General features: G+C 67.8%; 17 protein-coding genes and 1 pseudogene. 10 read left to right on the top strand and 8 right to left on the bottom strand.

The genetic code is table 11. From position 1 onward, the window contains the following. A pseudogene (locus AC1DXX_RS29725) lies at nucleotides 1-1845 on the top strand (hypothetical protein); the annotation flags it as partial. A gap of 326 nt (nucleotides 1846-2171) precedes the next feature. After that, on the top strand, nucleotides 2172-3128 hold the full coding sequence (locus AC1DXX_RS29720; protein WP_478137794.1) for a threo-3-hydroxy-L-aspartate ammonia-lyase: 957 nt from the start codon (nucleotides 2172-2174) through the stop codon (nucleotides 3126-3128). Nucleotides 3129-3182: 54 nt separating this feature from the next. Here the strand turns inward: AC1DXX_RS29720 and AC1DXX_RS29715 are convergent, their stop codons facing one another. Then, on the bottom strand, nucleotides 3183-3800 hold the full coding sequence (locus AC1DXX_RS29715) for a DJ-1/PfpI family protein (RefSeq protein ID WP_478137793.1): 618 nt from the start codon (nucleotides 3798-3800) through the stop codon (nucleotides 3183-3185). A gap of 94 nt (nucleotides 3801-3894) precedes the next feature. Between AC1DXX_RS29715 and AC1DXX_RS29710 the strand changes: the two genes are divergently transcribed. Further along, nucleotides 3895-5229 carry an aminotransferase-like domain-containing protein gene (locus AC1DXX_RS29710; RefSeq protein ID WP_478137792.1) on the top strand — a complete coding sequence of 445 codons (1335 nt, stop codon included), beginning with the start codon at nucleotides 3895-3897 and terminating at the stop codon, nucleotides 5227-5229. Nucleotides 5230-5245: 16 nt separating this feature from the next. Here AC1DXX_RS29710 and AC1DXX_RS29705 read toward each other — a convergent pair whose 3' ends face one another. The 3 genes from AC1DXX_RS29705 to AC1DXX_RS29695 all read right to left on the bottom strand — a co-directional run bounded on the left by AC1DXX_RS29705 (nucleotide 5246) and on the right by AC1DXX_RS29695 (nucleotide 7924). Beyond that, nucleotides 5246-5896 (bottom strand): ABC transporter ATP-binding protein, encoded by a 651-nt coding sequence (locus AC1DXX_RS29705; protein WP_478137791.1) that lies wholly within the window; start codon nucleotides 5894-5896, stop codon nucleotides 5246-5248. Beyond that, nucleotides 5893-6918, bottom strand: a complete 1026-nt coding sequence (gene miaA, locus AC1DXX_RS29700) for a tRNA (adenosine(37)-N6)-dimethylallyltransferase MiaA (protein ID WP_478137790.1) — start codon at nucleotides 6916-6918, stop codon at nucleotides 5893-5895. Before miaA ends, AC1DXX_RS29705 begins: the two co-directional genes overlap by 4 nt. A gap of 64 nt (nucleotides 6919-6982) precedes the next feature. After that, on the bottom strand, nucleotides 6983-7924 hold the full coding sequence (locus AC1DXX_RS29695) for an AraC family transcriptional regulator (protein ID WP_478137789.1): 942 nt from the start codon (nucleotides 7922-7924) through the stop codon (nucleotides 6983-6985). 201 nt (nucleotides 7925-8125) lie between these two features. Here AC1DXX_RS29695 and AC1DXX_RS29690 point away from each other — a divergent pair, with 201 nt between their 5' ends. From AC1DXX_RS29690 to AC1DXX_RS29680, 3 genes are read left to right on the top strand one after another with little or no spacing between them, the layout of a single operon-like run. Continuing rightward, nucleotides 8126-8488, top strand: a complete 363-nt coding sequence (locus tag AC1DXX_RS29690; protein WP_478137788.1) for a c-type cytochrome — start codon at nucleotides 8126-8128, stop codon at nucleotides 8486-8488. Between the two features lie 37 nt (nucleotides 8489-8525). After that, nucleotides 8526-8999 carry a (2Fe-2S)-binding protein gene (locus tag AC1DXX_RS29685; protein WP_478137787.1) on the top strand — a complete coding sequence of 158 codons (474 nt, stop codon included), beginning with the start codon at nucleotides 8526-8528 and terminating at the stop codon, nucleotides 8997-8999. 12 nt (nucleotides 9000-9011) lie between these two features. Continuing rightward, entirely contained in the window at nucleotides 9012-11267 is a 2256-nt protein-coding gene (locus AC1DXX_RS29680; RefSeq protein WP_478137786.1) for a xanthine dehydrogenase family protein molybdopterin-binding subunit, read from the top strand. A 62-nt stretch (nucleotides 11268-11329) separates the two neighbouring features. On the opposite strand, the gene AC1DXX_RS29675 is transcribed toward AC1DXX_RS29680, so the two are convergent. Both AC1DXX_RS29675 and mutL read right to left on the bottom strand, forming a co-directional pair. Further along, a complete protein-coding gene (locus AC1DXX_RS29675; RefSeq protein WP_478137795.1) occupies nucleotides 11330-12298 on the bottom strand; it encodes an alpha/beta hydrolase in 969 nt (322 codons plus the stop codon). A 190-nt stretch (nucleotides 12299-12488) separates the two neighbouring features. Beyond that, the gene (gene mutL, locus AC1DXX_RS29670) at nucleotides 12489-14378 is read right to left on the bottom strand and encodes a DNA mismatch repair endonuclease MutL (RefSeq protein WP_478137785.1); all 1890 of its coding nucleotides are present in this window, start codon (nucleotides 14376-14378) and stop codon (nucleotides 12489-12491) included. 238 nt (nucleotides 14379-14616) lie between these two features. Between mutL and AC1DXX_RS29665 the strand changes: the two genes are divergently transcribed. Genes AC1DXX_RS29665 through AC1DXX_RS29655 form a run of 3 tightly spaced genes read left to right on the top strand, consistent with a single transcriptional unit; the run spans nucleotide 14617 to nucleotide 18680 of the window. Then, nucleotides 14617-16407 carry an IlvD/Edd family dehydratase gene (locus AC1DXX_RS29665; RefSeq protein WP_478137784.1) on the top strand — a complete coding sequence of 597 codons (1791 nt, stop codon included), beginning with the start codon at nucleotides 14617-14619 and terminating at the stop codon, nucleotides 16405-16407. Nucleotides 16408-16447: 40 nt separating this feature from the next. Further along, complete coding sequence (locus tag AC1DXX_RS29660) at nucleotides 16448-17269, top strand: fumarylacetoacetate hydrolase family protein (protein ID WP_478137783.1); 822 nt, start codon at nucleotides 16448-16450, stop codon at nucleotides 17267-17269. 49 nt (nucleotides 17270-17318) lie between these two features. Beyond that, the gene (locus tag AC1DXX_RS29655; RefSeq protein ID WP_478137782.1) at nucleotides 17319-18680 is read left to right on the top strand and encodes an MFS transporter; all 1362 of its coding nucleotides are present in this window, start codon (nucleotides 17319-17321) and stop codon (nucleotides 18678-18680) included. 4 nt (nucleotides 18681-18684) lie between these two features. On the opposite strand, the gene AC1DXX_RS29650 is transcribed toward AC1DXX_RS29655, so the two are convergent. Together AC1DXX_RS29650 and AC1DXX_RS29645 are read right to left on the bottom strand one after the other, a co-directional pair. Beyond that, on the bottom strand, nucleotides 18685-19623 hold the full coding sequence (locus AC1DXX_RS29650; RefSeq protein WP_478137781.1) for a LysR family transcriptional regulator: 939 nt from the start codon (nucleotides 19621-19623) through the stop codon (nucleotides 18685-18687). Beyond that, complete coding sequence (locus AC1DXX_RS29645) at nucleotides 19620-20135, bottom strand: N-acetyltransferase family protein (RefSeq protein WP_478137780.1); 516 nt, start codon at nucleotides 20133-20135, stop codon at nucleotides 19620-19622. Before AC1DXX_RS29645 ends, AC1DXX_RS29650 begins: the two co-directional genes overlap by 4 nt. A 49-nt stretch (nucleotides 20136-20184) precedes the next feature. Between AC1DXX_RS29645 and AC1DXX_RS29640 the strand changes: the two genes are divergently transcribed. After that, nucleotides 20185-20856, top strand: coding sequence for a DedA family protein (locus AC1DXX_RS29640; protein WP_478137779.1), 672 nt, complete (start codon nucleotides 20185-20187; stop codon nucleotides 20854-20856). Nucleotides 20857-20994: the final 138 nt, after the last annotated feature.

Below are 20994 nucleotides of genomic sequence, written 5' to 3'. Positions count from 1 at the left end.
AGCGACTATCGCCTGACCAAAGACGGCTGGGTGACCGAGGTCACCGACCAGGGGCCCTACGGCACTGCCATCCCCGCGGGAGACTTTGGTGCCGTTCAGACGCATCAGGAACACGCCGGCCCGGCCCTGAGCAAGCAGCTCGATCAGATTTCGGCGGTGCGCCGCGATGCCAATGCGCACTATTCGGAAAACCTCGCCAAGGCCTACATGACCGACTACGTCGGCAGAGGCTTTGCGCGGGATGACAGACCCGTGCCCGAATCCGTGACACAGCTCTTGCGCTTGCCCAGCGAAATCCATGTGAAAGACCCGGCCACCGGCCAGACCTGGGAGCGGAGCCCCCAAGGCGCGTTCACCCGCACCGACTATGTGGAAATGTCTGGTCTCGAGGGCAACGACTACGTCCCCCGGACACTGACCGCCAAGGGAGAAGAGCTGGCACGGCTGGACAAGGAACATCAAGGCCACGTGCAGACCAACCGCCAGTATGGGGCGGCCTTGGTGGAGCAGAAGTTCCAGGAGATGCAGCAGCAACAAGCGCCCCAGCAAACGACGCCGCACGGGCAGCAGCAGAACACACTGGCATCAAGGTCGGAAGCCGCCGCCCACGCCGCCCAAGGCCATGGGCGCGAGGAACCCAATGCCGCGCGCCAGCAGACGCCTGTACAACCGCAGCCCGCGAACGGCCATCCGACACCTCAGCAGATCGAGCGCATCACCACGCATGAATCGCGCATCGTGCCCACGCCGGGCGGCATGAGCTTCGCCGAGGCGCACAAGCGCCGCGACGAGCCCGAGCAGATTTCTGCGGGCTCATTGCAGCCGGTGGGCAAGCTCGATGCAACCCACCAAGCCAAAGGCAGCCAGTTGCACCGAATGCACCGGGCGCAGGAGCAAGACCTGATGCGTGGCTTGGGGATTGCGCAGGCGCAGGACAGGGAGCGGTTCAGGAACGAGCCGAGCCCTCAAAGGACGCCCCAGCCTTCGGTGGAGCGCGCGCATGAGCGTACGCCAGGGCATCTGCTGGAGCAGGCGCCAGTGCAGAAACAGTCCGTGTCATCCGCACCCGAAGTGCAGGCGCCGGCGCCAATCCGAGGAGCACAAGTGGTGGCGCCTGTGGCACAGGATCATGTCAGCCCCGCGCGGCCGGCCGCTTCCGCCGAGGCGATGCACTCGCCGACGGCCCATGCTTCAGTGGCTGCCCCGGTGCGCTCGAACCCTCAAGGTGCTGCGGCAGCCATTGCGGCGGCACAAGCCGAGGCGGCTGCGGCACAGGCCGAATTGGCCGAGATGCGGGAGCAAGTGGCGCGCATGGCCGAGCAGCGCAGGCAAGACGGCCTGGAGCGGCGCGATGAGAGGGATCGGAGGGAGACGACGCAGCAGGTCGCGCAAGGCCACGACAGCCRGCAACACTCGGATGCTGCCGCGCACGACAAGCAGATATCTGCAACTGCCGTGGTGAATGCAAGCCCGCTTCTGCGCAATTTCAGCGACCCGAGCCATCCACAGCATGCGTTGTACAACACCCTCAAAGAAGGGCTTCCAGAACGCACGGCTCCGGAGTTGCTCTCGCATGTAACGGCAGCCTGCTACAAGTCAGGCATCAAGCGGCCCGATGATCTGGGCCATGTAGTGGGCAGGGAAGGAAAGCTTCACTTTCTTTCCAACTCATTGTTCAGCCTCGGCACCACCGTCGACGTCACGCAGCCCGCGCCCAGCGTGCAGCAGACCATGCAGGAAGTGCAGCAGTTCGACCAGCAGCGCGCGAATGATCTCGCCCAATCTCAGGCACAGACTGCAGCGCAAGCGAACCAGCAACAGAGGCCGGTGATGGGCGGGCCCTGATGGGCGACGATGCCGTGAAACCGGCGACCAAAGCGCCAAGAACATGCTGCAATCCACGCCAAGAGGCACGTCGACAAGAGCCAGGCAATGAACGAAAAAGAAAAATGCCGCATGGCGCAAAACGACGTGTGGGCGAGCAGACACGGAGGTCTTCCTCTACGAAGGCATTCCGCATCCGGCCAAGTGCGACAAGATCCACTACTGCCAAGACAAATACTTCACGCAGCGGCGAAAGGACAAGGCGGCGATTCCCGCGTTGGCGATTTGATAAGAAGCGCACCCAATAATTAAATCTTCAAATAATTTCAGAGGGCTAAGCTCGACCCATGCAACTACCCACCTACGACGACGTCACTGCCGCGGCCGCGCGGCTCGAGGGCCATGCCCACCGTACGCCCGTGCTGCGTTCGACCACCGCCGACGAGCGCTGGGGCGCGCAGTTCTTTTTCAAGTGCGAGAACTTCCAGCGCATGGGTGCGTTCAAGTTCCGCGGCGCCTTCAATGCGCTCTCGAAGTTCGATGCGGCGCAACGCAAGGGCGGCGTGATCGCGTTTTCTTCGGGCAACCACGCGCAGGCCATTGCGCTGTCGGCGCGGCTGTTGTCGATGCCGGCCGTGATCGTCATGCCCAAGGATGCCCCGGCCGCCAAGGTTGCGGCCACGCAAGGCTACGGCGCCGAGGTGGTGATGTACGACCGCTTCACCGAAGACCGCGAGGCGCTGACGAAGCGGCTCGCGCAGGAGCGCGGCATGACGATGATTCCGCCCTACGACCATCCGGATGTGCTGACGGGGCAGGGCACGGCGGTGAAGGAGCTGATCGAGGAAACGGGGCCGCTCGACCACCTCTTCGTTTGCCTGGGCGGCGGCGGCCTGCTGTCGGGCTCGGCGTTGTCGGCGCGTGCGCTGGCGCCCGATTGCAAGGTCTACGGCGTGGAGCCCGAGGCGGGCAACGACGGGCAGCAATCGTTCCGTGCCGGGAAGATCGTGCACATCGAAACGCCGAAGACCATCGCCGACGGCGCGCAGACGCAGCACCTGGGCGCGTACACCTTCGCCATCATCCGACGCGACGTGGACGACATCTTCACCGTGACCGACGCGCAGCTCGTCGAGGCCATGCGCTTCTTCGCCGAGCGCATGAAGATGGTGGTGGAGCCGACCGGTTGCCTTGCCTTCGCGGGCGCCATCGCGGCAGGCAAGGCCATCGCCGGCCAGCGCGTGGGCATCGTGATCAGCGGCGGCAACGTCGATCTGTCGCGCTATGCGGCGCTGCTCGCCTAGCGTGGTGCGCCACGCCGTGACGCGCCTGTGCAGCGATGCCACGGGCGTCGGACCTCACGCAGCGGCGGGCGCTGCTTCCAGGAAAGGCGTGATGTTCCGCATCGCGCGCGAGACGTAGTCTTCCTTTTCTCCCACGGGGGCGACGTAGTGCATCGCGCTCCGGGCCGCCTCGAGGCCCACCAGGCGGGCAATGACCCAGGCGGCCAGATACTGCGATGCCAGGCAGCCGCCCGCGGTTGCCACGTTGCCCCTGGCAACGAAAGGCTGGTTCAGCACAGAGACGCCGGCTGCTTCGACCCAGGGCTTGGTCGTCAGGTCCGTGCACGCCGGGACACCGTCGAGCAGCCCCAGCTTTGCCAGAACGAGCGCGCCGGAGCACTGCGCGCCCAGCAGTTGCCGGGAGGGATCGAGCTGCAATTGCGCCATCAACGCCGCATCGGCGACGACCTCCCGCGTCTGCGCGCCACTGCCGACGATGACCGCATCGGCGGCACTGGCTTCGCGAAGCGAGGCCTGCGCTTCGAGCACCACGCCGTTCATCGATCGGACACGCGCGGCCGGACTGGCGATCGATACCCGCCAGCCCGGTGTCTTGATGCGGTTGAGGATGCCGAGCGCGATGAGCGAGTCGAGCTCGTTGAAGCCTTCGAAGGTGAGGATGGCGATGTGCATGGTGGCGGTTTCTCCGTACCGGTTGAGATGGCAATAGGTGATCGTAGAGACGACGAGCAATACAATCAAAAAATTGTCATGGATACATTGCGGCATGGCTCAGGCTCGGTACAAGCAGTTGGTCGATGCGCTCGCCGCGCAAATTCGCGCGGGCAGCCTGCCACCGGGCACGCGCCTGCCGACCCACCGGAAACTCGCGGCCTGGGAGGGCATCGCCCTCGTCACCGCCAGCCGTGTCTATGCGGAGCTCGAAGCCATGGGGCTGGTCAGCGGCGAGACCGGCCGCGGCACCTTTGTCAGGGAGAGCACCCTTCCCCGCAGCCTGGGAATCGACCAGCACGTCGTGGCGTCGGGCATGGTGGACCTGAATTTCAACTATCCGTCGTTGCCGGGCCAGGCCGAGTTGCTGCGAGCGGGCTTGCGCCAGCTCGCCGCCTCCAGCGACCTGGAGGCCCTGTTGCGCTACCAGCCGCACGGAGGTCGCCCGCACGAGCGCGCGACCGTGGCTCGCCATCTCGCGGCCCGGGGTCTCGCCGTGAGTGCGGACCAGGTGATGATCGTGAGTGGCGCCCAGCATGGGTTGGCTACGACCGCCATGGCGCTGCTGCAGCCGGGTGACGTGGTCGCGGCCGACGCACTGACCTATCCGGGGTTCAAGGTGCTTGCCGAGGCGCATCGCCTGGAGCTGGCGCCGATTCCGGCGGCCGGACACGGCCCCGACCTGGACGCGCTGGAACGGTTGTGCAAGAGTCGGCGGGTGCGGGCCGTCTACGTGATGCCGACATTGCACAACCCGCTCGGGTGGGTGATGAGCGCGAGCCGGCGGCGGCAACTGGTTTCGATTGCCCGCCGGCACGGGTTGCTCATCATCGAGGATGCGGCCTACGCCTTCCTCGCCGAGGATCCACCGGCCCCCTTGGCCGCGTTGGCCCCGGAGTCGACCGTCTACGTTTCGGGGCTCTCCAAGAGTGTTGCGACCGGGCTGCGCGTCGGATTTGTCGCGGCACCGGCCGAATGGGTGCCCAAGATGGAGCGGGCGATCCGTGCCACCACCTGGAACACCCCCGGCGTGATGACGGCGATCGCGTGCGGCTGGCTCGACGACGGCACGGTCACCCGCCTCGAGTCGGAGAAGCGCCGGGACGCGGCGGCCCGGCAAGCGATTGCCGGCGACGTTCTCGCCGGACTGCGGTGCGTCCGCCATCCGGCGTCTTACTTTGTCTGGCTTTCCCTGGCCGAAGAGGTCCGTGCCGACCAGGTTGCCGCCGCACTCATGCGCGATCGGATCTCGGTGTCGACGGCCGAGCCGTTCGCAACGTCCACCCAGGTGCCGCATGCCATCCGCCTGGCACTTGGATCGGTCGAGCTGGAGTCTCTGCGCGGTGTGCTGGAGAAGGTCCGGCGCGCGATCGACGAGCGAGCCTGTTGAGGCCCCGGCATTCAGGTCAGACGCGTATTCCTTCGGCGGTGAGATGCAGCAGGCGGTCCGCCCGGGCCGCCGCGCTCTCGGAGTGCGTCACCAGCACCAGCGAGGCGCCGTGCTCGCGCGTCTGGCCGATCAGCAGCTCCATCACCTTCGCCGCGGTGGTCGGGTCGAGGTTGCCCGTGGGCTCGTCGGCCAGCAGCAGGGCGGGCCGGTGCACCAGCGCCCGCGCAATCGCCACGCGCTGCAGCTGACCGCCCGAGAGCGTCTGCGGCAGCCGCGCACCCATGCCCGGCAGGCCCACCGCTTCGAGCATGTGCGCAACGCGGCCCTCGTCCTTCTGCTGACCCAGCAGCATCAGCGGCAGCGACACGTTCTGCGCCACGTCGAGGTGCGGCAGCACATGGAAGGCCTGGAACACGAAGCCCACATGCTTGCGGCGCCAGAGGGCGCAGGCTTCGCCATCGAGCGCGCCGATGTCGGTGCCGTCATGCGTCACCGTGCCCTGGTCCCAGCTGTCGAGCCCGGCCATGCAGTTGAGCAGCGTCGACTTGCCGACGCCCGATTCGCCCACGATGGCGACGAACTCGCCCGGTTCGACGCCGAGCGTCACGTTCTCGAAGACCGGCGCTTCGCCGTAGTGCTTGCCGAGGTTGGAAATGCGCAGCGTCATCCGGGGTGGGTGGTCTTGGCCATCAGTTGAACGGCGGTTTGCACCGCGTCGGGCGCGTCGCAGGCGATCACGGTGCGCGTGGGCATGCTGCGCAGCCAGGTGATCTGCCGCTTGGCGAGCTGGCGCGTGGCGGCAATGCCGCGTTCGCGCAGGTCATTCATGGCCTTGGCATCGGGCGTCGAGGTGCCGCAGGCGTCGAGCATCTCCCACGCCTGCCGGTAGCCCACGCAGCGCATCGAAGGCAGATCGGTCGAGAGATCGCCGCGTGCGCGCAACGCCTTCGCCTCGTCGAGAAAACCGGCTGCGAGCATCGCGTCGAAGCGGTCGGCGATGCGCGCATGGAGCCAGGCGCGGTCGGTCGGTTCGAGCGAGAAGAGCACGCCGCCGTCCACGGCCTTGGCGGTCTTGTTGTCGCTCGCATGAAAGCTGGACAGCGGCTGGCCGCTGCTCTCCCACACTTCAAGGGCGCGCTGGATGCGCTGRCTGTCTTGTGGCGCGAGACGCGCGGCGGTGACTGGATCAACCTCGGCGAGCCGTGCGTGCATCGCGGGCCAGCCCAGTTCGGCGGCTTGCGCGTCGATGCGTGCGCGCACCGCGGCGTCGGCTGCGGGCATCGCATCGATGCCGTCGAACAGCGCCTTGAAATACAGCATCGTGCCGCCCACCAGCAACGGCAGCGCGCCGCGCGCGCGGATCTCATCGATGAGCCGCGTCGCATCGGCCACGAAGGCGGCGGCGCTGTAGCTCTCGCGCGCATCGAGGATGTCGATCAGGTGATGCGGCACGGCCGCCTGCTCGGCCGCGCTGGGCTTGGCCGTGCCGATGTCCATGCCGCGGTAGACCAGCGCGGAATCGACCGAGACGATTTCGACCGGTTGCAGGCGCGCGAGCGCCAATGCGGCGGCCGTCTTGCCCGAAGCGGTGGGGCCGGCGAGCGCCACGTAGCGTGGCAAGCCGGAAGGCGCAGCGGCAAGCGATGCCAGAGGAGCGGCCTCGGCGGCCGATGCGGAACTGGGAAACATGGTGCGCCGAGGGTAGCAAATGGCACGCGCCGTCGGCGGGAGGGGCGCGGATGGCCCCGGTGATTCAGGTCGTTTCGCGCATCCGCCGGATGTCGCGCAGCGGCGGCGCGCCGAACAGGCGTGCGTATTCGCGGCTGAACTGCGAGGCGCTCTCGTAGCCCACGCGCACGCCCGCGGTGCCGGCGTCGATGCCCTGGTTCAGCATCAGCTGCCGCGCCTCCTGCAGGCGCAACTGCTTGAGGTATTGCATCGGGCTCATGCCCGCCACGGCACGGAAGTGCTGCCTGAAGGTCGAAGGGCTCATGTGCACGGAGGCGGCCAGCTCGTCCGCGAGCACGGGCTGCGTGAAATTCATCTTGAGCCAGGCCATGCTCTGCACCACCTGCTGGCTCGGCGAGCCGACCGCTACAAGGCGCTGCAGTTGCGGGCCATGGCGCCCGGCGAGCAGCCGCACGAGGATTTCGCGCTGCAGCAGCGGCGCGAGCTGCGGCAACAGCCGGGGCTCGTCGAGCAGCGCGACGAGCCGCGTCACCGCGCCGAGCAGCGTCGGGTCGAGATTGCCAAGCGACATGGCGCGGTAGCTGGAGTCCTTTCCCGGCTGGGGCAGGGCCATTTCGGCAGCCGTCTGCACCACGGTGCGCGAGTCGAGCCGCAGCATGAGGCCCATGAAGGGCTGCGCGGCGCTCGCGTGGGTGATGTGCGTCACGACGGGCAGGTCGGCCGTGGTCAGCAGCGATTGGCCCGCCGAATAGTCGAACACCTCCTCGCCGAGCGCCACCCGCTTCTGTCCGCTCACGGTGATGCCGACGCCGAAGCCGTAGAGGCAATGCATCGGATCGGTCGTGGCGCTGCGGCGGTGCACGGAGAGCTCGGGAATGGCGGTGAGGTAGTCGCCGTCGCTCTGCGCAATGCGCGCGACCGCCCGGGTCAGGTCGCCCAGGACGCCCGATCCTTCCTGCTTTGCCGGCTGTGCCGCTTCCATCTGAATCCTTTCGAATGACGCCAAGGAAAAAGTCTAGCTGGCGCGTTTCGTGTGCCGCGCGTTTACGGCGCAGTCTCGTTGTTTCAGGCAAGAACACGCGCGGATTGGGCAAACGGCAAGCAGGTCTTCGCCCGACACTGGCCCGCGATGTGCCGGCGTGCCTGCGGTGTCATGCACCGAGGGCCATCCGTCGAATCAGACAACTCTTTTTCCCACGATGCCACGATGAAAACAGAAACGACCCACTCCCCGCGAAACCAGCCGCGTTCCCTCGTCGCCTCCCTTGCCCTGGTCCTGGGCCTCGGCGCAGGCGCCATGTGGCCCCTGCACGCCGCCGCGAGCCTGGCGCTGGCGCAGAAGTATTCGTGCGTTGCATGCCACCAGCCCGCCACCAAGGTGGTGGGACCGTCGTGGAAGGACATTGGCGCGAAATACGGCGACGGCAAGGGCACGGCCGCCCAGCTCGCCGCGAGCATCAAGGCCGGCAGCTCGGGCAAGTGGGGCGCGATGCCGATGCCGCCGCAGGCCCAGGTTCCCGATGCCGACCTGCAGGCACTCGCGCAGTGGCTGCTCGACGGCGCCAAGTAATCAGATTCCATCCAACCCACCCACGGAGAAAAAGAACATGAGTGCGCTCCACGTCAATGGCCGTGACCACACGGTCGATGCCGATCCCGGCACCCCCATCCTCTGGGCCCTGCGCGACACGCTGGGCATGACCGGCACCAAGTTCGGCTGCGGCGCCGCGCTGTGCGGTGCCTGCACCGTGCACCTCGATGGCCAGGCGATCCGTTCGTGCATCACGCCGATTTCCGCCGCAGAGGGCAAGAAGATCGTCACCATCGAAGCCGCCACCGACGGCAGCGACCGCGTCGGCGCGGCCGTGCATGCCGCGTGGGTCAAGCACGACGTTGCGCAGTGCGGCTACTGCCAGAGCGGCCAGATCATGAGCGCGACCGCGTTCCTGAAGTCGCTGCCCAAGGGCAAGCAGCCCAGCGTGGACGAGATCGATTCGGCCATGGCCGGCAACATCTGCCGATGTGGCACCTATGTGCGCATTCGCGCCGCCGTGGCCGATGCGGCCCGCAACCTCGCCTAAGGAGCCGCCACCATGCTGCCCAACATCGACTACAACGAACTGCCGCGCGCGCTGCAGCGCCTGATGGCCCAGCCCTCGACCGGCGACACCGACGAGGCGGCCACGCTGCCCCGCCGCAGCTTCCTGAAGATGGCGGGCGCCGGCGGCCTCGTGCTCGGCGCCTTTCCCCATCTCGCCATGGCGCAGGCCGATGGCGCAGCGCCCGCGGCCGGCGGCCTCAAGCCGACGCAGCAGCCCTCGGCCTTCGTGCAGATCGCGCCCAACGGCGAAGTCACGGTGACCATCAACCGCCTCGAGTTCGGCCAGGGCGTGCAGACCGGCCTGCCGATGATCCTGGCCGAGGAACTGGACGCCGACTGGGCCCTGGTGCGCAGCCGCAGCGGCACCAACGATGCCGCCTACGCCGACCCGCTTTTCGGCATCCACCTGACCGGCGGCTCCAACACCATCAAGAACAGCTTCACGCAGTACCGCGAACTGGGCGCGCGCGCCCGGGCCATGCTGCTGTCGGCCGCGGCGGCGCGCTGGAAGGTCGACGTGGCCACGCTGCGCACGCAGGCCGGCACGGTGATCGGCCCGGGTGGCCGCAAGCTGGGCTATGGCGAATTGGCTGAAGCGGCCATGGCACTGCCGGTGCCCGAAAAGGTCGTGCTGAAGGACCCGAAGAACTTCCGCATCATCGGCCGCGCGACCACGCGCCTCGATGCACGTGCCAAGAGCAGCGGACGACAGGACTTCGGCATCGATGTGCGGCAGCCGGGCCAGCTCACGGCGGTGGTGGCCCATTCGCCCGTGTTCGGCGCGCGCCTGACATCGGTGGACGACAGCGCCGCGCGCGCCGTCAAGGGCGTGAAGGCCGTGCTGCGCATTCCGCTGGACCGCGGTGCCGAAGGCGTGGCCGTGGTGGCCGACGGCTACTGGCCAGCCAAGCTGGGCCGCGATGCGCTGAAGCTGCAGTGGGACACGGCCGCCGCGGAAAAGGTGGACAGCGACAAACAGCTGGCCCAGTACCGCGAGCTGGCCGGCCGCCCCGGCAACCGCAAGTTCGACGCCGACATGGCGCCGCTGGCCAATGCGCCGCGCAAGCTCGAGGCCGAGTTCGTGTTCCCCTACCTGGCGCACGCGCCGATGGAGCCGCTGAACTGCACCGTGAAGCTGTCGGACGGCCGCGCCGAGCTGTGGGTCGGCACCCAGTCCGCCGACCTCGACGGCCAGGCCGCGGCGCGCACGCTGAAGCTCGACCCCGCGAAGGTGAAGGTGAACGTGCAGATGGCGGGCGGCGGCTTCGGCCGGCGCTTCGTGGGCTCGAGCGATTTCGTGGTCGAGGCCTGTGAGATCGCCAAGGCCGCACGCACCGCAGGCCTCGACGCACCCGTGCGCCTGCTGTGGAGCCGCGAGGACGACATCAAGGGCGGCTACTACCGGCCCATGCACCTGCACCGAGCGCGCATCGGCTTCGACGAGCGCGGCAAGATCCTCGCGTGGGACCACGTCATCGTGGGCCAGTCCATCACCGCAGGCACGGTGTTCGCCGGCATGATGGTGAAGGACGGCATCGACGCCACGGCGGTGGAGGGTATGCGCGACCCGTACCCGGTGCCGATGCGCCTGACGGTGCACCACCCACAGGTCAACGTGCCGGTGCTGTGGTGGCGCAGCGTGGGCTCCACCCACACCGCCTTCGTGATGGAGACGCTGATCGACGAGATCGCCCGCAGCACCAAGCAGGACCCGGTGGCCTATCGCATGCAGCTCTTCGGCGACAAGCACCCGCGCCATCGCGCCGCGCTGCAACTGGCCGTGGACAAGAGCGGCTACGGCAAGAAGAAATTGGCGGACGGCCGTGCCTGGGGCGTGGCCGTGCACGAGTCCTTCGAGTCGGTGGTGGCCTATGTGGTGGAGGCCTCGGTCAAGGACGGCCAGCCGGTGCTGCACCGCGTGACCAGCGGCGTGCACTGCAATCTGGTCGTCAACCCGCGCAGCGTGGAAGCGCAGGTGCAGGGCGCGGCGGTGATGGGGCTGTCGACGTGCCTCGCCGGCAGCGCGATCACGTTGAAGGACGGCGTCGTGCAGCAGGGCAACTTCGGCGACTTCACCGTGGCCCGCATCACCCAGGTGCCGGAGTTCGACGTCCACATCGTGCCCAGCGCCGATGCGCCCAAGGGAATGGGGGAGCCCGGCCTGCCGCCGCTGGCGCCTGCGTTCGCCAATGCCATCGCGCAGCTGACGGGCAAGCCCTTGCGGCAGTTGCCCTTCAATCTGGCTTGAACCACCGTTCGGGCTGAGCTCGTCGAAGCCTCGCGCGGCGCTTCGACAGGCTCGGCGGACCTTCAGATCGCCGCGGGCACGCTGCTCGCGCGCGCCTCGCCGCGCACGTCCTGCGGCGCCATTGCGGGCGGCAGCGTCGGCGCGGGCGGCGACAGCTTGGGCTGGTTGTGCGCCATCATGCTGTCGGGCTTCATGCGAAACAGCTGCGTCAGCGCCGCGCGGTACTGCGTCTCGCCGACCGAGTTGGTGTTGTGGTGCGATCCACCCTCGACCAGCACGAACAGCTTGGGCACGGTGGCCGCGTTGTAGAGCTTGCGGCCCAGCGTGGGGTTGATCAGGCTGTCGGCCGTGCCATGCACCACCAGCAGCGGCGCGCCGATGTCCTTGACCGTGTTGATGGCCTCGAAGCGCTGGGTGATGAAGGGGCCGAAAGGCAGCCAGCCCCACTTGAAGCCGCTCACCACATCGGCGATCGAGGTGAAGGTGCTTTCGACGATGGTGCCGCTCTCGTCGTTCACATGCGCGGCCAGGTCGATGCCGATGGCGCCGCCGAGCGAGTGGCCGAAGATGTAGCGGTGCTGCCGGGGATGGCGTGCAGCGAGCCAGGTCCAGGCGGCGCGGGCGTCTTCGCGGGCCGATTCTTCCGAAGGCAGGCCCTTGGAGCTCTTGCCGAAGCCGCGGTAGTCGATGGCCAGCACCGAAAAGCCCAGTTCGTGCATGCGCTGGATGCGCGGCGCCGAGCCGGCCACGTTGTAGCGGGCGCCGTGCAGGTACAGCAGCACGGGCGTGTCGGTGGTTTCGGGGGCGCCGCCGAGCCACAGGCCGTGCAGGCGCGCGGGTTCGCCGGAGAGGGAGGACTGGAAGTCGATCCAGACGTCCTGCATCCCTTCGGTCATGGTGGCCGTGTTACCCCAGCTGCGGTCGCTGGGCTGGAAGATCCATTCGCGCTGCTGTGCGTCGAGCGTGGAGCAACCGGCCGCCAGCAGGGCGCACAGCGAAAAGACAGACGCGAGGAGGGTCCAGCGTTTCATCATGGGGTTGAGGGACAGCGATGCCGGCCGAAAGTTTCATCCGCTTTCACCGGGACGCGCCGACGTTGCGCCCTGGTAACCCCCTGAAACAGCGCTCAACGGCGCTTTGCTGAGACCATGCAACGTGCGTGCCCGGTCCTTGGATGACCTTCCCAAACCCTCGAAAACCCTGAAAAAAGGGTCGATTCGGCTACCGACCGCGCATGAACAGCGTGTCGAGCTCTCGGATCGACAGCTGGCGCCAGGTGGGCCGGCCGTGGTTGCACTGGTCCGAACGCTCGGTGGCTTCCATCTGACGTAACAGTGCGTTCATTTCGTCGATGGTGAGCCGGCGGTTGGCCCGCACGGCACCATGGCAGGCCATGGTGGAGAGCAATTCGTTCTGGGCGCGCTGCACCACGGTGCTGGCGTCGTGCTGCCCCAGTTCGGCCAGAACGCTGCGCGCCAGCTCGACCGGGTCGCCGTCGGCCAGCGTGCCGGGCACGGCGCGCACCGCGAGCGTGCGTGGCGAGAAGGGCGTGATCTCGAGGCCCAGCGTGGGCAGCACCGCGGCGCAGGCCTCGGCCGTGGCCACTTCCTGCGGGGTGGCCGCGAAGGTGGCCGGGATCAGCAGTGGCTGGCTCGTGATGGCGGCGCCGTCGAGCTGGGTCTTGAGGCGCTCGTAGACGATGCGCTCGTGGGCCGCGTGCATGTCGACCACCACCAGGCCCTGGGTGTTCTCGGCCAGGATGTAGATGCCTTGCAGCTGGGCCAGCGCACGGCCCAGGGGCCAGGCTTCCTCGCTGGTGGCAACGGGCGCGGGGTCTTCCGGGCTCGCGGGCAGCCCCACGGGGGCCCGGAATGCCAATGGCGCCTCGCCGGTCAGCGGCCAGTGGGACGGCGTGGCGTCCGGGACGTGCGCGAGTTCTTCGGTGCGCCGCGGCCACATGGCCTCGAAATCGCCGGCGCCGCGCTCTCGCGCTACGAAATTGATAGCTGGCTGTGCCCAGCTTGCGCTCTCCGGCAGCGGAGTTGCCTTGAAAAAGGGCTGGGCTGGGCCAGCCGGTGCCACGGCGTCGCCGGCACGCGGCGCTGCGAGCGCGTCTTCGATGGCATGGCGCACCGCCTGGTGCACCTCGCGTCCATCGCGGAAGCGCACCTCGATCTTGGTCGGGTGCACGTTCACATCGACCCGCGCGGGGTCGATTTCGAGGTACAGCGCGTAGATTGGCTGGCGTTGGCCATGCAGCACGTCTTCGTAGGCGCTGCGCACCGCGTGCGACAACACCTTGTCGCGCACGAAGCGGCCATTGACGTAGAAGAACTGCTGGTCGCCGCGCGAACGCGCCGCATCGGGGATGCCGGCACGGCCGACCACGCGCACCACGCCGCCGACATGCTCGACGACCACGCTCTGCGCCACGAAGTCGTCGCTCAGCGCGTCGGCCAGCCGCTGCTCGCGTGCGGTGGCGGCGCGCCACTGCTCGACCAGCTTGCCGTCGTGCCAGACCGAGAAGCCGACCTCGGGCCGCGCCAGTGCATGGCGGCGCACGGCCTCGATGCAATGGGCCAGCTCGGTGGCATCGGTCTTCAGGAATTTGCGGCGCGCGGGCGTCGCGAAGAACAGCTCGCGCACCTCGACCGTGGTGCCGACGGCGCGGGCCACCGGCCGCAGCTCGCCGGTGCGGCCGTCGAGCGCAAAGGCGCTGTCGGCGCCGGTGAAGCGGGAAAGAATGCTGAGCTCGGCGATCGCATTGATCGCCGCGAGCGCCTCGCCGCGAAAGCCCATGGTGCCGACCGTCTCGAGGTCGTTGAGGCTCGCGATCTTGCTGGTCGCATGGCGGCGCAACGCCACCGTGAGTTCCTCGCGCGGAATGCCCAGGCCGTCGTCCTCGACCGAGATCAGCCGCACACCGCCCGAGGCGAGCCGCACCGTGATCTGGCTCGCGCCTGCATCGAGGGCGTTGTCCAGCAGCTCGCGCACCACCGAAGCCGGCCGCTCGACCACTTCGCCGGCGGCGATCTGGCTGATCAGCTCGTCGGGGAGCTCGCGGATGGGGCGGCGTGGGGTGGGGGGGATGGAGGAGGGTAGTGCGCTCACCGGGGCATTCTAAAAGCGGGACCCAAATCCCGGCCTTGCATGGGGCACCCGGTGTATTTGGCGCGCTTATACCGTTCCTCAGCCGATCTCATTGGCGCCCGCGAAGGCCTTTGCCTAAGCTTGCGCCCGCACCACAAGAACGCACCGGAGACACCCGAACGAATCGCGATGGCGAAGCCATCTCGCGAGGGGCCGTCTCGCGCGCTCTTTCCGCTTACCCCCACTGAACAGAGACGCCATGACAACAACCCGCCCCCTCCGCTCCGCCGCGTGGTTCAACAACCCCGAGCACAGCGAACTCTCGGTCCTGCACCTGGCCTGGTACCTGAACTACGGCCTCACGCGCGAAGAACTGCAGTCCGGCAAACCCATCATCGGCATCGCGCAGAGCGGCTCCGACCTCACGCCCTGCAACCGCCACCACCGCGAACTGGCGCAGCGCGTGCGCGACGGCATCCGCGAGATGGGCGGCATCGCGATGGAGTTCCCGATGCACCCGATCCAGGAGAACGGCCGCCGCCCCACCGCCGCGCTGGACCGCAACCTCGCGTACCTGGGGCTGGTGGAGATCCTCACGGGCTATCCGATCGACGGCGTTGTGCTCACCACCGGCTGCGACAAGACCACGCCCGCCGCGCTCATGGCCGCGGCCACCGCCAACATCCCCGCGATCATCCTGTCGGGCGGGCCGATGCTCAACGGCTGGCATGAGGGGCAGCGCACCGGCACCGGCACCACGCTGTTCAAGGCGCGCGAGCTGTTCGCCAAGGGCAGCATCGACTTTCCCGGCTACATCGACCTGGTCGCCTCCACGGTGCCCTCTGCCGGCCATTGCAACGTGATGGGCACGGCCTCCACGATGAACGCGCTGGCCGAGGCCCTGGGCATGAGCCTGCCCGGCTGCGCCGCCATTCCGGCGCCCTACCGCGAGCGCGGGCAGATAGCCTACGAGACGGGGCGCCGCATCGTCGAGATGGTGCGCGAGGACCTGAAGCCMTCGGACATCCTCACGCGCTCGGCCTTCGAGAACGCGATCGTCGTCAACTCGGCCATCGGCGGCTCGACCAATGCGCCGATCCACCTGGTCGCCGTTGCGAAGCACGCGGGCGTTGAGCTGAGCGTGCAGGACTGGGAGACGGTCGGGCTCGAGGTGCCGCTCATCCTCGACATGCAGCCCGCCGGCAAGTACCTGGGCGAAGAGTTCTACCGGGCGGGCGGCGTGCCGGCCGTGGTGGCGGAACTGCATCGCCACGGCCTCATCCGCGAAGACGCGCTCACCGTCAACGGCAAGACCCTGGCCGTCAACTGCGCCGACGCGCCGGTGAAAGATGCCGACGTGATCCGCTCCTTCGGGAATGCGCTGAAGGAGAACGCCGGCTTCCTCGTCATGTCGGGCAACCTGTTCGACAGCGCGATCATGAAGACCAGCGTGATCTCCGACGAGTTCAGGGCGCGCTACCTCAGCACGCCGGGCGACCCCGATGCCTTCGTCGGACGCGCCATCGTCTTCGACGGGCCCGAGGATTTCGAGCGCCGCATCGAGGACCCGTCGCTCGACATCGACGCGCGCTGCATCCTGTTCATGCGCGGCGTCGGTCCCATCGGGCATCCGGGCTCGTCCGAGGTGGTCAACATGCGGGCGCCCGCGCACCTGCTCAAGAGCGGCGTGTCGGCGCTGCCGTGCATCGGCGACGGGCGGCAGTCGGGCACCTCGGGGTCGCCCTCGATCCTGAACGCCTCGCCCGAGGCGGCCGCGGGCGCGGGCCTCGCGCTGCTGCAGACCGGCGACGCGGTGCGGGTCGATCTCAAGCACCGCACCGTGAACATGCTCGTGAGCGACGAGGTGCTGCAGGCGCGTGGGCGTGCGCTCGAGGCGAGCGGCGGCTATCCGATTCCCGCGAGCCAGACGCCCTGGCAGGAAATCCAGCGCGCCATGGTGGACACCCTCTCGGAAGGGATGGTGCTCAAGCCCGCCACCAAGTACCAGCGCGTCGCGCAGACCGCGGGCATCCCGCGCCGCAACCACTGACGCAACAGGGCCAGATTTTTTCAACCATCGGAGTCGAGTAATGAAGTGGATGACTGTTCGAACGCAGGACGGCCTGCGCGTGGGCTATGTGAAGGAGGGCGCGCTGCAACCGGTCGATGCGCCGAGCCTGCAGGCGATCGTGGAAGGCGCGGCCTGGCGCGATGACGGCGCGGCCGTGCCGCTCGCAAGCGTGGAGCCCGTGGCCCCGCTCGTTCCGCGCAACATCGTCTGCGTGGGCGCGAACTACCGCGACCACTGCATCGAGACCGGTCTTGCCATTCCCGAGAAGCCGGTCATTTTCGCGAAGTTCGGCAACACGCTGGCCGCGCACGGCGACCCGATCACCTGGCCCGAGGGCTTCACCGAGAAGGTCGACTGGGAGGCCGAGCTCGGCGTCGTCATCGGCCGCCGCGCGCGCGGGGTGCGCGAAGCCGATGCCCTCTCGCACGTCTTCGGCTATGTCGCGGCCAACGACGTGAGCGCGCGCGACGTGCAGCTGGGCGAAGCGCAGTGGGTGCGCGGCAAGTCGCTCGACGGCTTCTGCCCGCTGGCGCCCACGCTGGTCACGCGCGACGAGATCGCCGACGTGCAGTCACTCGGCATCCGCTGCCGCRTCAACGGGGAGGCGGTGCAGTCGTCGAACACGCGCGAGATGATTTTTTCGGTCGCGTTCCTCGTCGCCTACCTGTCGCGTGCGATGACGCTGGAGCCCGGCGACCTGATCCTGACCGGCACACCCGCAGGCGTGGGCCTTGGGCTCGAGCCGCCGCGCTTCCTGAAGCGCGGCGACGTGGTGACGGTCGAGATCGACGGGCTGGGCGCGGTCACGAACCCCGTTCATGGCGCCGTCGCGCGCGGCTGACCGCCCGGCCTATCCGCACAGACACAACAACCATCCGGAGACAACAACAATGACAACGAGCCCGTACAGCGACCTGGTGAGTGGCGCGATCCGCAAGGCGCGCTGGCGCCTTCTTCCAATGCTGATCCTCATGTACATCATGTCGATCCTGGACCGGGTCAACGTCGGCTTCGCGAAGAGCGCGCTGCAGGTCGACACCGGCATCAGCAACAGCGCCTTTGCGCTCGGCGCGGGCATCTTCTTCGTGAGCTACGCGATCTTCGAGGTGCCGAGCAACGTGATCCTCTCGCGCGTCGGCCCGCGCATCTGGCTGTGCCGGATCATGGTGACCTGGGGGCTCGTGGCGTCGGCCATGATGTTCGCCACCAGCGAGATGTCGTTCTACGTGCTGCGCTTCCTGCTGGGCATCGCGGAGGCGGGCTTCTACCCGGGCGTGCTGCTCACGCTGACCTACTGGTTTCCCGCAAAGGTGCGGGCGCAGGCCAACGGCATCCTGCTGTTCGGCTTCGCGGGCGCGCTGGTCGTCGGCGGCCCGATCTCCGGTGCGCTGCTCGACATGCACGGCATCGGCGGCCTGAAGGGATGGGAGTGGATGTTCCTGATCGAGGGCGCGATGGCGATGGTGGTGGGCATCGTCGCGTTCTTCGTGATCGTCGACCGGCCGCATGCCGCCCCGTGGCTCACGCGGCCCCAGCAGAACGCGCTGCAGGTGGTGCTCGACCAGGAGGCGGCCGAGAAATCGGTCGACAGCCCGCACACGGTGATGCAGACGCTGCGCAATCCGAAGGTGATGTTCTTCGCGGTGAATTTCTTCATCGTGCAGATCGCGGCCTACGGCCTGATCTTCTACCTGCCGAGCCAGGTGGCGCAGATCCTCGGCCAGAAGATCGGGCTCATGGTGGGCTTCGTCACCAGCATTCCGTGGGTGCTGGCGCTGTTCGCGGTGTACTTCGTCACGCGCTGGTCGGACCGCCACCATGAGCAGCGGCGCATCACCGTGGCAACGCTGTACGCGATCTTCGGCGTGTGCGTTTGCCTGTCGGCGCACGGCTCGCCGATCTTCGCGATCGCGGTGCTGTCGATCGGTGCATCGACCTACCTGTCGGGCACGCCGATCTTCTATGCCTTCCTGTCGGAGCGGCTCTCGGGGCTGGGCATTGCCACGGGCATCGCGCTGGTGAACTCCATCGGCAACCTCGGCGGCTTCGTGGCGCCGAGCCTCAGGACCTATGTGGAGCAGCACCACGGAGGCTCCGCGGCCGGGCTGTACACGCTGGGAAGCGCAGCATTGCTCGCAGCGCTGATGCTGGCCTGCATGCCCAAGCGCTGGCGCAAGGTCGCGGCCGCGCCGGTGCGCAGTGCGGCGCGGCCGGATGCCGCGCTCAGCGCGATGGCGCAGCGCCGGACCTAGTCGCTCAGAACGCGCGCCGCCATGCGCGCGACAGGGCCTGCCAGGCGCAGGCCATTTCCGGGCGCTTGAGCGCCCCGGCGAGGCAGACGAAGCGCAGGTCGCAGTCGATGCTCACCCGGTCGGCGATCACCAGCCCGTCGCGCTGGCTGGCGCGCAATGCCACGGCGTCGCGCGCCAGCGAAATTCCCACGCCCGCGCGCACCAGCGCGAGCATCGAGGTTTCCTGGTCGGCCTGCGCCGCCTTCTTCAGCACCAGCCGGTGCGCCTGCAGCACGGGCGCCAGCAGGCGCGAATGCGAGGAGGTCGGCGGCGCGAGCACCCACGGCAAGCAGGCCAGGTCGGGCCATTCGCGCCCCAGCACCTGCGGCGCCCAGCCGCTCGGGCCGATCACCTGGTAGGCGAAGCGGGTCAGCACCTCGGAGTGAAAGGTCTTGCCGTCGGTGCGCCGTGCGGCCGAGCTGGCCTGCGGCAGGTCGCTCGCATCGGGGTCGCCCAGGTAGAAGCCGATGTCCAGTTCCTTGTTCAGGAGCTTGGCGAGCACTTCGCCGCTGGTGCCGTGGTGCAGCTCGGTCTCCAGTTCGGGCGCGAGCGTGACCAGCTCTTTCAGGAGCGGGCTGAGCCGCGTGAACTCCGGATCGAGGATGGTGCCGATGCGCAGCGACCCGCGCACGCCGCCTTTGAGCCGGTCCGCGGCCACCGCGAAATCGTTCAGGCCTTCGAGTGCGTGCTCCGCATGGTTCAGCAGCGCCGCGCCGTCGCGTGTGAGCAGGAGGCCCGTGGGCGTGCGCTGGAACAACTCCAGCTCAACCAGCGCGCCGAGCTCCTTGAGCTGCAGGCTCACCGCCGGCTGCGTGAGAAACAGGCGCTGCGCGCCACGCGAGACCGAGCCCTCGCGCGCGACGGCCACGAAGGCCTGCAGGAGCCGAGGATCGATCTTCTTCATGTTGTGCCGGTGCTCACGGAATTTTGCAACTGCTTGTACATGACAAAGGCGTCCACGAAACCATGCTGCGGATGCCTGAACGCGCCGGGCAGCGTGCCGACGATGGCGAAGCCCATCCTTTGCCAGAGCCGCACCGCGCGTTCGTTGGTGGACACGACGAAGTTGAACTGCATCGCGAGAAAACCCATGCGCAGCGCCTGCTGCTGCGAGTGTTCGCACAGCGCCGAGGCCACGCCCAGGCCGCGTGCGGCCTCGGACACCACGTAGCCGCAGTTGCTCACATGCGAGCCCTGGCCCGGCTGGTTGGGCTTGATGACGTAGGTGCCGAGTACCGCGCCCTGCGCGTCGCACGCAATGAAGGTGGCGGTGGGCACCTTCGTCCAGAAATGGCGTGCCTCGTCTTCGGTCACATCGGTGGCGAAGGTGTAGGTGTCGCCGCGGCGAAAGGTCGGTTCGAGGACGGACCAGATGGCGGGCCAGTCCGCAGCGAGGGCTGCACGTATTTGAATCATGGGGTAATTCGAAAAGGACGGGGGACGTCAACAAGGATAATCCGCGGCCATGGAAATCATCAGCTATCTCGTCGACTTCATCCTGCATGTCGACAAACACCTCGAGGCCTTTGTCATCGCCTATGGCCCCTGGGTCTATGCGCTGCTCTTCCTGATCGTCTTTGTCGAAACCGGTGCGGTGGTGATGCCGTTCCTGCCCGGGGACTCGCTGCTCTTCATCGTCGGCGCGCTGTGCGGCGTGGGGCTCATGAGCTTTCCGCTGGCCTGCGCGATCCTGATTGCCGCGGCCATCCTGGGCGACCAGTGCAACTATTCGATCGGCCGTTTTTTCGGACCGAAGGTGTTCCAGTGGGAGAACTCGCGCTTCTTCAACCGCAAGGCCTTCGACCAGGCCCACAGTTTCTACGAGCGCTACGGCGGCATCACGATCATTCTTGCGCGTTTCATGCCGTTCATTCGCACCTTCGCGCCGTTCGTGGCCGGCGTTGCGGAAATGAGCCGCGCCAAGTTCACCATGTTCAACGTGGTGGGCGGGCTGATCTGGGTGCTGGGCATTGCAACCGCGGGTTACTTCTTCGGCAATTTGCCGTTCGTTCGCCAGCACCTGGACAAGATCATCTGGGCGCTGATCTTCGTGCCGGGCCTGCTGGCGATCTTCGGCGCCTGGCGCGCTTCGAAGGCCGAGAAGGCGCGCGAGGCCGCGCAGGCGCCGCAAGCCTGATCGTTTCATCCGGCCAGACCCGCAAAAAGAAGCGCGCCGTTGGCGCGCTTCTTTACGTGGTCAGCCGATCAGTAGTTCGGCCCATTGCTCGGGTAGTAACCGYTGCCGCGCGGATAGCGCTGCTGGTTGTAGTAGTTC

The organism is Variovorax sp. P4_B10, assembly GCF_056402375.1.
The sequence above is the reverse complement of the archived record's forward strand: the minus strand, read 5'-3'. Positions and strand labels throughout refer to the sequence as shown.

Coding starts and splice junctions, on each gene's coding strand:
- AC1DXX_RS29720 (WP_478137794.1), top strand. CDS start 2,172: ATGCAACTACCCACCTACGACGACGTCACTGCCGCGGCCGCGCGGCTC.
- AC1DXX_RS29715 (WP_478137793.1), bottom strand. CDS start 3,800: ATGCACATCGCCATCCTCACCTTCGAAGGCTTCAACGAGCTCGACTCG.
- AC1DXX_RS29710 (WP_478137792.1), top strand. CDS start 3,895: ATGGCTCAGGCTCGGTACAAGCAGTTGGTCGATGCGCTCGCCGCGCAA.
- AC1DXX_RS29705 (WP_478137791.1), bottom strand. CDS start 5,896: ATGACGCTGCGCATTTCCAACCTCGGCAAGCACTACGGCGAAGCGCCG.
- AC1DXX_RS29690 (WP_478137788.1), top strand. CDS start 8,126: ATGAAAACAGAAACGACCCACTCCCCGCGAAACCAGCCGCGTTCCCTC.
- AC1DXX_RS29685 (WP_478137787.1), top strand. CDS start 8,526: ATGAGTGCGCTCCACGTCAATGGCCGTGACCACACGGTCGATGCCGAT.
- AC1DXX_RS29680 (WP_478137786.1), top strand. CDS start 9,012: ATGCTGCCCAACATCGACTACAACGAACTGCCGCGCGCGCTGCAGCGC.
- AC1DXX_RS29675 (WP_478137795.1), bottom strand. CDS start 12,298: ATGAAACGCTGGACCCTCCTCGCGTCTGTCTTTTCGCTGTGCGCCCTG.
- AC1DXX_RS29655 (WP_478137782.1), top strand. CDS start 17,319: ATGACAACGAGCCCGTACAGCGACCTGGTGAGTGGCGCGATCCGCAAG.
- AC1DXX_RS29650 (WP_478137781.1), bottom strand. CDS start 19,623: ATGAAGAAGATCGATCCTCGGCTCCTGCAGGCCTTCGTGGCCGTCGCG.
- AC1DXX_RS29645 (WP_478137780.1), bottom strand. CDS start 20,135: ATGATTCAAATACGTGCAGCCCTCGCTGCGGACTGGCCCGCCATCTGG.
- AC1DXX_RS29640 (WP_478137779.1), top strand. CDS start 20,185: ATGGAAATCATCAGCTATCTCGTCGACTTCATCCTGCATGTCGACAAA.